The organism is Acinetobacter sp. Tr-809, from assembly GCF_011753255.1.
Lineage (GTDB): Bacteria > Pseudomonadota > Gammaproteobacteria > Pseudomonadales > Moraxellaceae > Acinetobacter.
Genome location: NZ_VWVZ01000005.1, coordinates 25049 through 40801, shown reverse-complemented (window position 1 = coordinate 40801; position 15753 = coordinate 25049). Strand labels below are relative to the sequence as shown.

At 40.8% G+C, this 15753-nt stretch carries 18 protein-coding genes; 6 read left to right on the top strand and 12 right to left on the bottom strand.

What is annotated here, in order from left to right; translation table 11 throughout:
* Positions 1 to 44 precede the first annotated feature (44 nt).
* Positions 45 to 515, top strand: coding sequence for a tRNA (cytidine(34)-2'-O)-methyltransferase (locus tag F3J02_RS11965; protein WP_004669235.1), 471 nt, complete (start codon positions 45 to 47; stop codon positions 513 to 515).
* Between the two features lie 9 nt (positions 516 to 524).
* On the opposite strand, the gene F3J02_RS11960 is transcribed toward F3J02_RS11965, so the two are convergent.
* The gene (locus tag F3J02_RS11960; RefSeq protein WP_167249583.1) at positions 525 to 905 is read right to left on the bottom strand and encodes a VOC family protein; all 381 of its coding nucleotides are present in this window, start codon (positions 903 to 905) and stop codon (positions 525 to 527) included.
* A 15-nt stretch (positions 906 to 920) separates the two neighbouring features.
* On the bottom strand, positions 921 to 1304 hold the full coding sequence (locus F3J02_RS11955; protein WP_159414397.1) for a winged helix-turn-helix transcriptional regulator: 384 nt from the start codon (positions 1302 to 1304) through the stop codon (positions 921 to 923).
* Positions 1305 to 1421: 117 nt separating this feature from the next.
* Here F3J02_RS11955 and F3J02_RS11950 point away from each other — a divergent pair, with 117 nt between their 5' ends.
* Complete coding sequence (locus F3J02_RS11950; RefSeq protein ID WP_167249581.1) at positions 1422 to 1976, top strand: flavodoxin family protein; 555 nt, start codon at positions 1422 to 1424, stop codon at positions 1974 to 1976.
* A 54-nt stretch (positions 1977 to 2030) separates the two neighbouring features.
* Here the strand turns inward: F3J02_RS11950 and F3J02_RS11945 are convergent, their stop codons facing one another.
* The 6 genes from F3J02_RS11945 to rpoD all read right to left on the bottom strand — a co-directional run bounded on the left by F3J02_RS11945 (position 2031) and on the right by rpoD (position 8609).
* Positions 2031 to 3425, bottom strand: coding sequence for an APC family permease (locus tag F3J02_RS11945; protein WP_005192588.1), 1395 nt, complete (start codon positions 3423 to 3425; stop codon positions 2031 to 2033).
* Between the two features lie 268 nt (positions 3426 to 3693).
* Positions 3694 to 4878, bottom strand: coding sequence for an iron-containing alcohol dehydrogenase (locus F3J02_RS11940; RefSeq protein ID WP_167249579.1), 1185 nt, complete (start codon positions 4876 to 4878; stop codon positions 3694 to 3696).
* Between the two features lies 1 nt (position 4879).
* A complete protein-coding gene (locus F3J02_RS11935; protein WP_004652214.1) occupies positions 4880 to 5413 on the bottom strand; it encodes a hypothetical protein in 534 nt (177 codons plus the stop codon).
* Positions 5414 to 5494: 81 nt separating this feature from the next.
* Entirely contained in the window at positions 5495 to 6148 is a 654-nt protein-coding gene (lipB, locus tag F3J02_RS11930; RefSeq protein WP_167249577.1) for a lipoyl(octanoyl) transferase LipB, read from the bottom strand.
* Between the two features lie 151 nt (positions 6149 to 6299).
* Positions 6300 to 6587, bottom strand: coding sequence for a YbeD family protein (locus F3J02_RS11925; RefSeq protein ID WP_167249575.1), 288 nt, complete (start codon positions 6585 to 6587; stop codon positions 6300 to 6302).
* A gap of 138 nt (positions 6588 to 6725) precedes the next feature.
* On the bottom strand, positions 6726 to 8609 hold the full coding sequence (gene rpoD / locus F3J02_RS11920) for an RNA polymerase sigma factor RpoD (RefSeq protein WP_167249573.1): 1884 nt from the start codon (positions 8607 to 8609) through the stop codon (positions 6726 to 6728).
* Between the two features lie 348 nt (positions 8610 to 8957).
* Here rpoD and F3J02_RS11915 point away from each other — a divergent pair, with 348 nt between their 5' ends.
* Together F3J02_RS11915 and F3J02_RS11910 are read left to right on the top strand one after the other, a co-directional pair.
* The gene (locus F3J02_RS11915) at positions 8958 to 9164 is read left to right on the top strand and encodes a PA3496 family putative envelope integrity protein (protein WP_004803146.1); all 207 of its coding nucleotides are present in this window, start codon (positions 8958 to 8960) and stop codon (positions 9162 to 9164) included.
* A gap of 72 nt (positions 9165 to 9236) precedes the next feature.
* Positions 9237 to 9761: a YecA family protein gene (locus F3J02_RS11910; protein WP_004803148.1), complete on the top strand. Its 525-nt coding sequence runs from the start codon at positions 9237 to 9239 to the stop codon at positions 9759 to 9761.
* Between the two features lie 124 nt (positions 9762 to 9885).
* On the opposite strand, the gene F3J02_RS11905 is transcribed toward F3J02_RS11910, so the two are convergent.
* The gene (locus F3J02_RS11905) at positions 9886 to 10491 is read right to left on the bottom strand and encodes a LysE family translocator (protein WP_167249571.1); all 606 of its coding nucleotides are present in this window, start codon (positions 10489 to 10491) and stop codon (positions 9886 to 9888) included.
* A gap of 101 nt (positions 10492 to 10592) precedes the next feature.
* On the opposite strand from F3J02_RS11905, the gene F3J02_RS11900 reads away from it, so the two are divergent.
* Positions 10593 to 11486, top strand: a complete 894-nt coding sequence (locus F3J02_RS11900) for a LysR family transcriptional regulator (protein WP_167249569.1) — start codon at positions 10593 to 10595, stop codon at positions 11484 to 11486.
* A gap of 23 nt (positions 11487 to 11509) precedes the next feature.
* Here F3J02_RS11900 and F3J02_RS11895 read toward each other — a convergent pair whose 3' ends face one another.
* Together F3J02_RS11895 and F3J02_RS11890 are read right to left on the bottom strand one after the other, a co-directional pair.
* Positions 11510 to 12127, bottom strand: coding sequence for a DedA family protein (locus F3J02_RS11895; RefSeq protein WP_167249567.1), 618 nt, complete (start codon positions 12125 to 12127; stop codon positions 11510 to 11512).
* 144 nt (positions 12128 to 12271) lie between these two features.
* A complete protein-coding gene (locus F3J02_RS11890; RefSeq protein ID WP_167249565.1) occupies positions 12272 to 13204 on the bottom strand; it encodes a rhodanese-related sulfurtransferase in 933 nt (310 codons plus the stop codon).
* 109 nt (positions 13205 to 13313) lie between these two features.
* Between F3J02_RS11890 and F3J02_RS11885 the strand changes: the two genes are divergently transcribed.
* Positions 13314 to 13811, top strand: a complete 498-nt coding sequence (locus F3J02_RS11885; protein WP_032857212.1) for a DUF1289 domain-containing protein — start codon at positions 13314 to 13316, stop codon at positions 13809 to 13811.
* 81 nt (positions 13812 to 13892) lie between these two features.
* Here the strand turns inward: F3J02_RS11885 and F3J02_RS11880 are convergent, their stop codons facing one another.
* The gene (locus F3J02_RS11880; RefSeq protein ID WP_167249563.1) at positions 13893 to 15656 is read right to left on the bottom strand and encodes a DKNYY domain-containing protein; all 1764 of its coding nucleotides are present in this window, start codon (positions 15654 to 15656) and stop codon (positions 13893 to 13895) included.
* Between the last annotated feature and the right edge of the window lie 97 nt (positions 15657 to 15753).

Below are 15753 nucleotides of genomic sequence, written 5' to 3'. Positions count from 1 at the left end.
TTCAAAGGGAGGATAGGAGGGATTATGAAAAGTAGAGAAAATTTGTGATTCATGTCGTCCTATACGAACCTGAGATTCCAGCGAATACAGGTAATATCATTCGTCTATGTGCCAATACAGGTGCGCAACTACATTTGGTCAAACCATTAGGCTTTGAGCTGGATGATAAAAAGTTGAAACGTGCAGGATTGGATTATCACGAATGGGCAAGAATGCAAATCTGGGACAATATCGAACTTTGCCTTGCTGACTTAAAAGCCAAAGGGGTAGAGCATGTTTTTCCACTCACCACTAAAGGCTCAGCGACACCGCATACGGTTGATCTGAATCGTCCAGTTGCCTTGTTAATGGGGCCTGAAACCCGTGGTCTGCCTGAGCAGGTACGTCTCATGTTCCCGCAAGAACAGTGGATCCGTTTACCGATGGCTGAAAATTCAAGAAGTTTAAACCTCTCTAATGCAACTGCTGTGATTGTCTATGAAGCGTGGCGACAACAGGGTTTTAAACAACTCTAATTTCCCAGCTTAGATATCTCCATATGGGCTTGCCACAACCAGCGTATAGCCATTTGGGTCTTTAAACCAAATTTCGCGATGATGTGCGTTGGGGTTATATTTAGGACCTTCCAAAATTTCAACTTGATGGGTTTGTAGCTTTTTGACAATCTCATCAAATTGATCGCTTTCAAACCAAAGCAAAACGCCGTTACCAACCACTCGTTTCGGATCTCCGATATGTGGGTGATCATGCGCTTGCCATTGGTGCAGTTGCAGTACCATGTTCTGCTCAAACAGCAACTGTTCATAGTCTTTGCCGCCATGCCCGCTTTTTAAGCCAAGCACAGTTTGATACCACTGACTGGTTTTCTCGACATCTGCAACTGCAATTAAAGGTTGTGGGTACATAGACACCTCACGGAGTTATTCGAGTTCTTGTTCCTGTATCGTATCAAAACGTCGTTGAGCGTAAATCACCTGTTCAATATTACTTTCAGCCCAATCTTTGAGTTGATAGGCCATTTCTGCAACTTCTAAACCGAGTGTGGTGAGTGAATAATCCACCCGAATTGGAGCGGTATTCTGCACTTGGCGTTCGATAAAACCGTCTCGTTCCAGCATTTTTAGTTTCTGTGACAATACCTTAGGTGAGATGCCTTGAATGCTTTTTTTTAATAGATTGAAGTGTTGGGTTTCTCGCGCAAGTACATTGATGATCATCAGTACCCATTTATCTGCAATTTTTTCAAAAAATAACCGAGCAGGGCAATGTTGTTGATAAATATCGTATTTTAATGCCTGATTCATAGCGACAGCCCTCATTTTCTCAATGAAATGTCAGTAGTTACCAGTTGGTAACTAATTGACACCTAGTTTCTAAAATATATCATTAAATCGAGCTTTTGAAAAATTTTGGATACACTCATGACACAAATTGCAGTTGTTTACTTCTCGGGCTATGGCCATACCAAAGTTGTTGCTGAAACTTTTGCGAGTGCGATTGATGCCTCTCTGATTGAAATTGATCAGAATGGTGAAATTACGGAACAGGATTGGCAAACACTCAATAATGCGCAAGGTATTGTTTTTGGAGCGCCAACTTACATGGCGGCAGCCCCTTGGCAGTTCAAGAAATTTGCCGATGCTTCGTCAAAAATCTGGTTTACCCGTGGTTGGCAGGATAAGGTGTTTGCAGGTTTTACCAATAGCGCGAGCTTGAATGGTGATAAGCAAGTGACCTTGATTCAGTTACAAACTTTGGCATCTCAACATGGTGGTATTTGGGTGAGCTTGGGACTATTGCCTGCCAATACCAAAGATGCAAAACGTGAAGATGTGAACAATTTAGGCGGTTCAGTCGGCTTGTTGGTTCAATCGCCATCAGATGCGAGTACCGATGAGATCCCAACAGGGGACTTGGAAACAGCGAAGCTTTATGCAAAACGTGTGAAATCGGTTGTTGAAAAGCTGCACGGCTAAATTTTCAAGCCATAAAAAAGGCGCATTGAGCGCCTTTTTTATTAACTTATCAGATTAATGTCTGTCATCAAATTCATTATGCTGTGGTGCATTGTATTTGAAGCCTTTAGTCTTATAAGCAAGATAACCGACACCGATTACTGCCCAAGCCAAACCAATCTGTAAAGCCAATTTATCAATTTCTAACCACATCATAAACACGCTGGCGAAACCTAGTGTAGGAATGATGATGTAACTGATAATGTCTTTTGGTGTCTTGTTCTTGCCATCTCGCAACGCGTAGCGAGAAATCACCGAGAAGTTAACAAAGCTAAATGCAGTTAATGCACCAAAGCTAATCAAGTTCACGATATGCTCAAGATCAAGGAAACCAGCAGACAGCGCAACAACACCTACAATCAAGATGTTGTAAGTTGGGGTGTGCAAGCGTGGGCTAATATGACCGAATAACTTCTTATTGATCACACCATCACGACCCATCACATACATCAAACGCGATACACCTGCATGTGCCGAAATACCTGATGCCATTACTGCCACGACTGCAAAGTAGAGCACCATGGTCTTAAATGCAAGGCTACCAATCGCTGCAACCATCACGGGCTGAGACTCATCCAATGGATTGAAGTAGGTACTCGGATTACTTGGGAAGTAAAGCTGAATAAAGTAGGTGCTGACAATGAAGATGATACCCGCAACCAAGGCTGTAGTGAAAATTGCACGTGGCAAAGTTTTCTCAGCATCTTTGGTTTCTTCTGCAAGTGAAGAAAGTGCATCAAAGCCAGTAAATGAGAAACATAGAACGGTTGCACCTGCAATTAACGCCCCGACAGAGGTCATTTCATTCCAGAATGGCGCAAGCGACCATAATTCAGCTTTGTCCGGATTCAGTGTGCCATCGGCATAGACCCCTTGCGTAAGCAGGATATAGACCTGATACACAAAGTAGAAAATAACACCGAGTTGGATCACCACAATAGTACTGTTAAAACGCGCGACAAAACGTGCTCCAAACAGGTTGATCACCGTCATCAGGACGGTTAAACCAATGACCCAAATCCAGTTATTGACTTCTGGGAAGAGTGCTCTCAAATAAATATCAGCAAGAATGATATTCACTAGAGGAGAGAGCAAATAATCTAACCACGAAGACCAACCCACCATAAAACCAACATTAGGGTGAATCGACTTTTGGGCATAGGTATATGCAGAACCAGAAGATGGATAACGACGAATCATGTGACCATAACTGATCGACGTTAAAAGAATTGCAACTAAGGCAAATATGTAGGAAGTCGGTACATGACCACCACTTCTTTCAGATACTAAACCAAACGTATCAAATAAAGTTAATGGTTGAATATAAGCTAAGCCAATAATGATGATGTGCCAAAGCACAAGATTCTTTTGAAGCTTCGCTGTTGGTTGAGTCCCAGATAAATTTGTCAACGGCGTTATCCTCATAATCGTTGATCAAAGATCAGCCATAGTGTTAAGGATCGTTTGAGACAAAAACGATCCCCCGTACAAAAAACGAAAGTGCGCCAATCTATCCTAAAACACTATAAATTGTCAGTACTTTTATGCTTTTTTTAGCAATTTTTTTGCCAATTGGGTAAATAAATAGATGAATAAAGATTCACTTAAAAATGAAAAGCCCCGATATTCAATCAATATCGAGGCTGTTAAGCAGGAATACTTGATTTAACTTAATGTATTACCATGCTTTTTGTAAGATTGCACGAATGTCTTTCAGGTTTGCTTCTTTCGGGTTGTAAATGATAGAACCATCATTGAGTGCCTTGTCTGCAACCTCATCCAGTTGCGCTTCAGTGACTTTACCTGTTTCACGTAACGTACGTGGCAATTTAGTCAAGCTGAATAAGCGATCACGCATGGCTAAAATCGTCGAAATTGCTTTGTCAGCGCGTAAGTTGGCTGGTGTTTGAGCGTAAATATCAGCGCCCGCGAGAGGCAGCAGTAATTCACCAATCTTGTCGCCATTAATCTCTTTGTTGTATTCCAGAACGTATGGCAGGAATAAGTTCATGCATAAGCCGTGGGGCAGATGTGCAACTGCACCAAGCGCATGACCCAATGAGTGAACTAAGCCCACCATTGAATTAGAGAAGGCAATCCCCGCCATGGTGGATGCTTGTGCAAGCTCTAAACGACCTTGTGCATCGCTTGGGTTGTCTAGAACTTTGAACAGGTTTTCACTGATCTTTTTAATCCCTGCACTGGCATAGGCATCGCTGAGTGGATTGGCTGCTAAACAGGTGTAGGCTTCTACACAGTGAGTTAGTGCATCCATGCCTGTCATGGCAGTAAGATGCGGTGGTAGAGTCTGAGTCATGCGTGGATCAAGAATCGCGGCATGTGGCATGAGGTAATATGAAGCAAATGCCAGTTTCACATTACGATGTGTGTCGGAAACGACAGCCACCATGGTGACTTCCGAACCTGTACCAGAGGTGGTTGGAATCACGAAGAATGGTTTGAGTGGTTTTGGCAGGTTATGTGCACCTGAATATTGCAATAAATCATCACCACCTTCAGACACCAAGATATTGGTCGCTTTAGAGGTGTCGATGACTGAGCCGCCACCAATCGCAATGATCGCATCACATTTTTGCTTACGGTAAAGTTCTGCTGCTAAGCGAACAACTTCCAAGCTTGAATCGGGTGGAACATCATCAAAGATCGCACCAATCACCGCATCAGTAGTGCTGAATGCTGCTTCGATTGGGTTGAGCAAACCATTGGCACGCACACCTTTATCGGTAATGATCATCGGGCGTTTTGCACCAAGTGTCGCAAGTTCAAATGGGATATGCTCTAAGGCAGCGTTACCAGCAATGACTTTTACAGGACAGAAAAACTCGTAATAAGGCTTAGCCATGTTATGCGCTCCGTTTGAGATATGATTTTGCGACTTTAAGATAAATATTTTTTGCACCCGTGAATTTTTCTTTTAATGTTAATTCAGCAGGGTAGCGCTTGACTGCAAGTGAAGCGATTAGCTTAGGTAAGATCAGGGCTTCCATTTTATTCAAGCAACGCACTAGACGGATGGCGCTTGAAACATCACCATCGGCAATCATACGGTCATTGGCAAAGGCTTGCGCGGTACTTTCTTGGAAAGAAAATACCAAAAATGCATGGGTTAAATGCTTGAAGGTAATGGTTAAATCAGGCTTGCCTTTGTAATTGGACAATAGCTCTAATTGTTTTTCTTCGGTTACTCGAGCAACAAATGCAGGTCCATTGGGGAAAACATTCATTGAAAGGATAAAACCAACAGGAAACTTCGACACTTCCTGTTGTACTTCATCATCCACTTGGCTTGCCATCACGAGGCCACGACCCACAACATCCATCATGAGTTTGACGTAGGCAAATTGCAACGTGGGCTTCACTGCTTTGGTTGAAATCACTTGCGTATCCCTTGTTAAAATTATGCAAAAGCTAATTTAGAGTATTTACTCTAATTTATTTTATTAGAATTGAAAAGTAAATTATTCAGATTTGACTACAAGGTCATTAAACAAATCGGTATTTTTAAAATAGCTGACAAAATCAGCGCAGAGCTGTTCAAAGCTAGGGTAATCTGTCAGTAAGTCCTGTAAGCGTACCATTTCTAAACCTGCGTAACCGCATGGGTTAATGGTCTGAAAACCAGTTAAGTCACAGTCAATATTCAGGGCAAGACCATGATAGCTACGCCCACGACGAATTTTAAAACCGAGTGAACCAATTTTACGTTCATCGACATAGACGCCAGGTGCATCTGGTTTGGCATAGGCATTGATATTATATTGTTTGAGTAGATCAATCATGGCTTGTTCTGCAAAACTAACTAAAGTACGAACATGCCATTTCAAACGGTTCAAGTCTAACAGGAAGTAGGCAACCAACTGACCTTTGCCGTGCCAAGTGACTTGGCCACCGCGATCTGTGTGTACGATTGGAAGGTTGCTCTGCATGAGGATATGTTCAGGCTTGCCTGCTTGTCCTTGGGTCAGGACATCTTGATGTTGAAGTAGCCAAACTTCATCTGGTGTGGTTTCATCACGATTGGTTGTGAAGTCTTTCATTGCTTCAAAACGAGTGGTGTAATCTTGTAGATCATTGAAACAACGAATGATTAAAGTTGGTTTTGCAGCACTCATTACAACAGGATTTCCTTGGCAGCGTTAAATTGATGAGTTGTTGAATTATGTAATGCTTTAAATCAGATAAATAGGGATTTATCGAAAAAGTTGGGTATTATTTTTTTCGAAAAAAAAATCCAAAACACTTTCGTATTTTGGACTTTTTTAATTAAAGCGCTGTCTTAATTAAAGGACAGGCTGCAAGATCAGCGTATAAGGCATGAACTTGTTCCAACTCTTCAAAGCGCAGTTGAGCAGTTAAAGAGTGGTATTTACCTGTACGTGACGGCTGAACTTTTACTGATTCGCCATCAAATTCAGGGAAGTGCTTCTGCAAAATATCAACAACAGCCACTCGAAGTTCATCCCCTGCATTACCAATCAATTTGATCGGATAGTCCATCGGGAAAACCCAAAGATGTTCTTGCAATTCACGAGAAGGAGTGCGGTCTAACATGAGCAACCTCTTAATTTGAAACGCCTGCATCAGTGCAGGCGCTTTTGATCTAATACATAGATGGGGATGAAGTGTTAAACTTCAAGTCTTGTGCTAAGCCAATGCCATGCTTTGGTCTAGCACAAGATTTCCCAAATATTAGTCGTTTTCCAAGAAAGAACGTAAGTGTTCTGAACGAGAAGGGTGGCGAAGCTTACGTAATGCTTTGGCTTCAATCTGACGAATACGTTCACGTGTTACGTCAAACTGTTTACCTACTTCTTCTAAAGTATGGTCGGTTGGCATATCAATACCAAAACGCATTTTCAATACTTTCGCTTCACGTTCAGTCAAGTTTTCAAGTACTTCGCGGGTCGCTTCTTTTAAGCCTTCTGAGGTCGCAGCATCCACTGGAGATGTGATGTTTGAGTCCTCAATGAAGTCACCAAGATGCGAATCTTCATCATCACCGATCGGTGTTTCCATCGAAATCGGTTCTTTGGCGATTTTAAGTACTTTACGAACTTTAACCTCATCCATTTCCAGACGTTCGCCTAACTCTTCAGGTGTCGGTTCACGACCCATTTCTTGAAGAAGTTGACGAGAAACACGATTGATCTTGTTGATGGTCTCAATCATGTGTACTGGAATACGAATGGTACGTGCTTGGTCAGCAATCGAACGCGTGATTGCCTGACGAATCCACCAAGTTGCATAAGTCGAGAATTTATAACCACGACGATATTCAAACTTGTCTACGGCTTTCATCAAACCGATGTTACCTTCTTGAATCAAATCGAGGAACTGCAAGCCACGGTTGGTATATTTCTTCGCAATCGAAATTACCAAACGTAAGTTTGCTTCAACCATCTCTTTTTTAGCACGACGCGCTTTTGCTTCACCAACTGCCATACGTTTCGAGATATCTTTGATATCTTTAACGTTTAAACCAAGATCTTTCTCGATATCAGCAATTTTTTGCTGGAATGCCAATACGTCAGGACGCACTTTTTCTAAATGTGCTTTGGTTTCAGCAGGTGCTTTGGCAATTTGTTCGTCTAACCAAGCAGGATTTGATTCTTGCTCAGGGAACGTTGTACGGAACTGAGTACGATCCATACGACCACGACGCACTGCATAACGCATAATTTCACGTTCATTTGCACGAATTTGGTCATGTGTGCCGCGAATCATTTCTGAAATGATTTCGAATAAACGTGGTGTAAATTTGAACATCATGAACACAGCAGCAAGCGCTTCAAGCGCAGCTTTTGCTTCATTGCTATCACGACCATGTTTCGCGACAACCGCTTTGGTTTCATTCCAAGCAGCTTCTAATTCAGAGAAACGAACTTTAGCAACTTCAGGGTCTGGACCTGATTCACCTTCAGAATCATCATCACCTTCAGATTCTTCTTCTTCGTCATCATCATCGAGTTTGACGTCTTTTGCTTTAGATGAAGAACCTTCGTCGTCTTCAAGCTCAGCTTCTTCTTCAAGAACTTCTGGAATATCTTCGTCAGTTTCTGGATCTAAATAACCAGAGAGAATATCGGCAAGACGACGCTCACCTGTTAAAAAGTCATTATATTCTTGTAAAACAACTTCAACCGCATTTGGCCAGTAAGCAATCGAATGTAAAACGTCACGAATACCTTCTTCGATGCGTTTTGCAATGCTAATTTCGCCTTCGCGTGTAAGAAGTTCAACCGTACCCATTTCACGCATGTACATACGTACAGGGTCTGTGGTACGACCAGGCTCACTTTCAACCGATGCTAATACGGCAGCAGCTTCTTCTTCGGCAACTTCGTCAGCCGCTTCAGTTGATTCACCAAACATGGTGTCATCAGTTTCTGGCGCACGTTCATGCACTGGAATACCAACGTCTTGAAGCATCTGAATGATGTCTTCAATCTGCTCACTTTCCGTAATTGAGTCTGGTAGATGATCGTTAACCTCAGCGTAAGTTAAATAACCTTGCTCTTTGCCTCGGCTAATCAGAGCCGCTACTTGCGAAGTAGGGGAATTCATATCGCTCATCTTTGCTTACTCTTTTGTTGAATCTGTGGCGGTGAAAAACCGTGCATGATAGCACAATTCACGACGAATGTTTTGGATTTGATCGGTTTGCTTTAAATAAAAAATAGCTTTGATTTCACGTTCGTTTCTTGAATATGGGGTTAAGTCATAAATTTTCAAGCAGTCAGTCCTGATTAAAGATGTTTTTTAATTACAATTGTTCTTAGATTATAAATACACAAAAAAACTGACGAAAAAAAGTACAAAACATCGTTTTATCACAAAAAAAACAAATAAAACTTGACAAGGCTGGCTAAGACCGATAAATAGCGGCTAGACCCATTTATATTTTTTCATTAGAGGTACTTAGTGTCTTCTACAGATTTTGAATTAGATGATGATAACTATGGTGAAGATGATGCAGGTTTTGATGAGTCATCTGGAAAAATTACTGCCAAAGAATCATTAGAAAAGCGCCGTTTGATCGATGAGCTTCTGGCGCAACGTCGTTTAGAACGAGAACTCAAAGATTTTGATTACGATTTCGATGACGATGATCTTGATGACGAAGACTAAGCAAAATTGCTAAGACTTTATGTCCGAAAATGTTATGCTGTTGGCGATGTATTTTTAAAATTGGATTAAAGAATGAGCACGTTAGATTTAGACTTATTGAGTAACTATCTTGACGGCGATCAAAATGAATATGGTCTAGATTTTGCAGCGACTCATGGCTTTTTGTGTGCGATTGCAGTTGGTCCACAATTTGATCGTTGGTTAGATGAGCTGTTCGAAAGTAATCAAAAGAAACTTCCTGCTGAAGTTCTTGAGCAGGTTAAGCTTTGGTTGGAATCTATTCGTCAAGATTTAGCCAATGAAAATGGAATCGAGTTTCCATTTGAAATCGAAGAAGCAGACGTTGAATCAAGCTTAGGTGATTGGAGTGTTGGTTTTGTTGATGCCATGTTCCTTAATGAGGATGCATGGTTCGCGCCTGAGTTTGAAGAACAGCTTATCGATTTAACATTACCAATTATGGTGTTTAGTGGAATTGATGAAGAAGATCCACAAATGGAATCTTTCCGCCGTAATGGTCAGTTGATGGATGAATTAGCGGAAGAAATTCCAAATAATTTAAATGAACTTTATCTGATGTACCATACACCAGCATAAACATGCCGCTAATACTGCGGTTATTGTGGTTGATGAATGAGAAACAAATAGAATATTAAAACGCCTCTAGCAGGCGTTTTTTTATTGCCGATTGCTGGTGTTTCGGCTTTGTATTTAGATCGTTTTAAAAATGAGCGAAAAACAGACTCAGTCCTAAAGCACTTAAGATACAACCAATGACTCGATTAATACTGACTTGGCGAGCGAGAATTTTATTGCGAATCAAAGGGGCAGAACAAAAAATTGCCACGAGACAAAACCAAGCCAGATGGCTGCCAGAAATAAATACACCATATCCGATTAATGTGTGTAGGTTGTTATTGCTGGTCATGACCTGTGCATAAATACTCATGATAAAAAGTGTGGTTTTCGGGTTGAGGCTGTTAGTGAGGAAACCATGTCTGATGGCCTGCCAACGTGTGATCTGATGGCTATTTTCATCAAATAAAATGGCAGCTTGCGTAAAGGTTTTATAACCAATATGGATCAAGTAGCCTGCGCCAATATATTGAATCAGTTGAATTAGATTAGGGAGATATTGCTGTAAAAAAGTGAGTCCTATTAAGCTATAACTGATATGGACCCAAACACCCATTGCAATACCATAGGCTGTACATATACCCAAATGACGACCATAAAGATAACTGTTTCGAGTGACTAGGGCGAAGTCTGCACCAGGGCTGATGACCGTTAGCAGGGTGACTAAGGCTACTGCAATGATTTCATTCACTCATCTATTCCTAAATTGATGTATTAAAGATTTTTTATATTTTTCATATTCTTGCTATATTTAAAATTGAAGTTAATTCCTGCAATACATGAGTTTTTGGAATGATTGAGAGAGTATCTTTGAATTCACTCAAGTTTTTTTATTATGTCGCGCGTTATGAAAGCGTGACTGTTGCTGCGGAAAAGCTATTTGTGACGCAAAGTGCGGTGAGCAAGCAACTTAAAAACTTGGAGGAAAGTTTAGGCTTGCTGTTATTTGTACGTGAAGCCAGAAAATTAACTTTAACCTCAGAAGGAGAAGTACTGTTTGATTGTTGCCAGCAGGTATTCCAGCAAATAGATCAGTGTTTATTACAATTACAGCAATATAGCAAAGCGCAAAAGAGCTTAATTCTTTCTTGTGAACCCACACTTGCAATGAAATGGTTAATTCCTCGATTGCTACACTTTAAGCAGCTTTATCCTGAATTTGAAGTCAGTTTATTGACGGGTGGAGGGGCTGTCGATTTTGCTTCACAGAACATTGACTTGGCCTTAAGGCGGGATGACTTCGATTGGGGTGATGTGCTCCATAGCGAAAAAATTGCAGATGAGCAGATGTTAGGTGTGATCAGGAAGAATGATCGTGCAGCACCGACACAAGTGTTTATTTCCAAGTCTAGACCAAAACTATGGCAACAGTTTAAGCGTCAGCACCCAGAACAGTTGAATGATTTAAAACGGTCGTCTCTGGAGCATTTTTATTTGTGTATAGAGGCTTGTTTGGCTGGCTTGGGCGCGACTGTGGTTTCTGCCTATATGGTTGAGCGGGAAATAAAATATCAAATGCTGGATCGGCTGACAGCTGTGTATGCTGATGGCTCCGCTTATCATTTATTATCAGCTCAGCCCTTTGAGGATGATATTCGCAAGTTGGTGTTTAGAGATTGGCTGAAAGATGAAATGCAAAAGAGTCAATTGTGGTTGGCTTCATTTGATCAAACAAAAGCTGAATGATCGTTGTCACCAAGCCTGCGCTTTTAGGGATTTGATTTATTCAGATAAAACTTTTTGATTATCCACCACAGGATATAAAGCAGAACAAGCGCAAAAATGATGTAGCTGATACGTTGCAGAATCGCCAGCATCAGTGCCTGATTTTCACTAAAATGATAACCCAGGTAGGCCAGAAAACTGGTCCAAATCACGGTTCCAGCAGTGCTGTAGAACATAAATTTGGCAAAAGGCATTCTACTCATACCAGCAGGAATACTAATTAAAGAACGTACAGCTGGAATCATACGACCAAAGAAAACAATCCGATGTCCATGTTTGTTAAACCACATTAAGGCTTTTTCTAGGTCAGCCACCTGAATACGGAGATATTTTCCATAGCGCTCTACAAAATTAAACAGACGTTGCTGAGGGACTTTGCGTCCTATCCAATACAACAGCATCGCTGCGAGTATTGAACCTGCACTGCCTGCAATAATGACACCGATCAGGGTAAGTTCGCCCTTTGATGCAGTATAGCCTGCTGAAGGCATAATGATTTCAGAGGGAATAGGGGGGAAGACATTATCCAGAAACATTAAAAATGCGATACCTAAATATCCAAGTTTCTCCATGATCGATAAGACCCATTGTTCCAGTCCCATAATGCCCTTATATGATTCATTTGATTATTGTTTTTAGCATAGTTGTAGTTGATGTAACGCTCAATAGCCGAATCGTTACATGATTTTTATCAGCACAATAAAAAAGCCATAGTTTAACTATGGCTTTAAATTTAATTTTTCAGCTTATAGACGTTTGCGTTTTGCTGCTGCAATTTGTGACTGGCGCATACGGAAGCCCGCTTTTTGCTTGTCAGTGGTTTTATCTATACAGTAAACACAAGAAACACCATGCTCGTAGCTTGGTAACTCGGCTTCAACTTTAGTCAGTGGCCAACCACAAGCGTGACACTTAATATTTTCGCCTTCTTCAACACCGTGTGTAACCGCGGTACGGCCATCAAAGACGAAGCATTCACCTTCCCACATGCTCTCTTCGGCAGGGGTTTCTTCAAGGTATTTTAAAATACCGCCTTTCAGGTGATAAACTTCGTTAAAGCCTTCTTGTAGCAGCAATGACGTTGATTTCTCACAGCGGATACCACCTGTACAGAACATCGCAATTTTCTTGTCTTTATGCTGTTCAAGGTTTTGTTTTACATATTCAGGGAATTCACGGAAGCTTTCTGTTTTAGGATCAATTGCACCCTTGAATGTGCCTGCTTTGTATTCATAGTCATTACGTGTGTCAATTAAGATCACATCATCACGATTAATCAATTCATTCCATTCTTTAGGGTCAAGATAGTGACCGACTAAATCACGTGGCTTAACTTCTACACCTAAAGTTACAATTTCATTTTTGAGTTTAATTTTCATTTTACGGAATGGTTTTTCAGAGCTTTCTGACTCTTTATATTCCATTGCGTTAAAACCTTCGTTCAAAAGGAATTGATGAACTGTATCAATCGCGGCACGGTCGCCAGCAACAGTGCCATTAATTCCTTCAGACGCTACAATCAGAGTTCCACATAAATTGATGCTATTCACTAAGTCCAAAAGACGTTGTTGCAGATCCGCTGCATCTGAAACTTCTTTAAATTGATATAGTGCTGCAACAACCCAATTATTGGTCGCTTGCTGTTCTACAGGTGCAAGCTGTTCTACAGTAGCGTTCATGGATAACTCCAAATGTATTAAGATAGAAAAATAAGGCGCACATTTTAGCGCGAAATCTGAAAATAAGCGAGAAAACCATAAAATAAATATGGTTTTAGAGGAGTTGGTTTTGAGTAATGATCGTCGAATTCCATCATTGACCCCATGTGCAGGGCGCTGTTCAACGGTATTTGGTGATCTAGTCTGTCGTGGCTGTCGCCGCTTTAATCATGAAGTGATTCAGTGGAATACTTATACGGCTGAGCAACGCTTGATGGTGTGGAAACGCTTAGATGCACAACTTGATCAGATCTTGGTGCCTTTATTACCTCATGCGAATGTACAGCATATTGAGGGCTTTATTCAGAATAAGCGTACCCGTGTATTGGAGAGTGCGAGTAAAGGGCGCAAGTTGTACCACGCCTTAAAGATTTGTGAAAAGAATAAACATTTGGCGCATGAAAGTGGTCTTGGTATTAGTGATGCACAAGTTAAGCCGATTTGGGATGAGTTTGAACGTCGTGTACTGGCTTTAGCGAAGGCGAGTTATGAGTTGGCATGGTTGCGTGCCGATGGCATCAGCAATACTTTATTGCGTGCATTAGAGCTAGAAGAAGATGAGATTTAAGACAATCACCTGTTGTAGAGCATCTTGTCGATCATGAAAAGTGTTGATCGACATCTAGCTTATCTTGTTCATATTCTGAGTTTAGTTGATGTCCCTATCCTGAAGCAGGTTGGATAGTTTTAAGGCACTTGGATTGCGGGCAAAATACTGAGCGATGATCTGCTGGTCTTTTTCACGCATCAGGCTTATTTTAAAACCATGTGTGGTGGTTCCAGAAGAGCGACCTCTAGAGCGGTAGATCTTTTCAGTCAGGATGTAAATATTTTTCCCGTCGCTAAAACGCCGATCATCCATAGCCTGTAGCTGCACTGGTTGGGAAAAATGATAGAGAACTTTTAATCGTTGGTAAAACTCATCATAGATATAAATGTTTTGCTGATCTGCAAAAAGATAACTGAAATTTCCTGGATAGGGCTCATTGCTTTGGCTACCAATGAGTTGTAGGTGTGATAAATCAACAGGCGTTGTTCCCCAAAATTTATACTCGGCTACAGTTGGTAATCGATGTTCATTTAAGTAATAAGCACGACCATCTGTTGCTAAATTAAGCTTGTGGCTAAAACGGTTGTTGCCACTAAAAATTTGAGTCTGTTGAGCATTTAATCCGTGAAGCTTTTTATCTCGGTAATAGACAACATGCTGATCGTGAATATATTGGCTATTATTTGGAAATGCTTGACTCTGTTGAGGATCTAAATCTGTTAAGACCGTTGTTTTGTAATAGACCAGTTGATTATCTTTAGCATAAAAATAGCCAAGCGTATTGAATCTTGGATGCAATATTGCCGTGAAATGTGCGGCATTCGCGTTGGTTAAGCGTATATCCCGAAAATAAACCTGTTGACCATCTTTGGTGAAATCATTGCCTAAATAGCTTGTTTGCGCAGGATTTAATTGTGACAAGATGTGGTCTTGCCAGTAAACATGTTGTGGTGTTTTACCGACATTGCTATACAGCTCATCTGCACGATCAGGAAGATTGCCTAAAGCTAAACCTGTAAATTGATTAGCCTTTACTTGAGGAACTAAAAAAGTACCTTGACCTTGTTTAAAAATATAGACCTGATTCTGAAAAGTTTCGAAATTTGTGCCAGAGATTGCCTGTGTTTGTTGATGGGGCAGATCAATACTCCCATCCTCAAATTCATGCCAGAGTAGATAACCCATAAAAAGACTAAAGCTGACTAAAATACCAAGTGTTAATGCGATAGCAGACCATCTCTGTTTTCGTTGGAAAATGTCTAGCGCTTGTTGATCTGCAATTAAAGTGCTTATCTCAATATGAGTCTTTTGGTTGCTACTAGAGCTGTGAATGCGTTGCAACTGTTGCTGTTTTGCCAGTGCTTGCAGTTTTTTCCAGAATGGTAAAAACTCACAATGTTGCTGGGTTAAGGTGGCAGGCCACATCCATGAATTAAAATAAAAATACTGTCGATAAGGTTTGTTTTTACTTAAGAGATGAAAACTATGGATTTGAGTTTGTTGTTGTCGAAGCTGTATCTGAATCAAATCTTGCCAAGAGAAAAAAGTAGATTGTTTTGAATCATCCAGTGCTATGCCTTGCTGATATAGCTTAAAGGTGATGGAGCGTCTAAAGTATTTCTGATAAAGCTGGTTATAGAGGTAAAGCGTTGGGATCAATAAAGCAAACATTAAAGCAATACTGAGTAGTTGGGCGAAGAAAGGCAGGAATTGATAAAGATAGTACAGGCTTAGATCATAACTAAAGTAAACGAGTAGCAGCCAAGTCAGTATGATCATCAATAAAAACAACGTAAAAGACGCAATTTTTATTTGATAGGCGGGTAGTGTGACTTGCATCAAAACAGTGGTTTTTTTGCTCATTGGCTCGATAAAAGTAGTTATGCAAAATGAATGTTGTTTAAGCTTTATTCCAAGAGCATAACCGATAAAATAAAAAAAGGATGCAGAAGCATCCTTT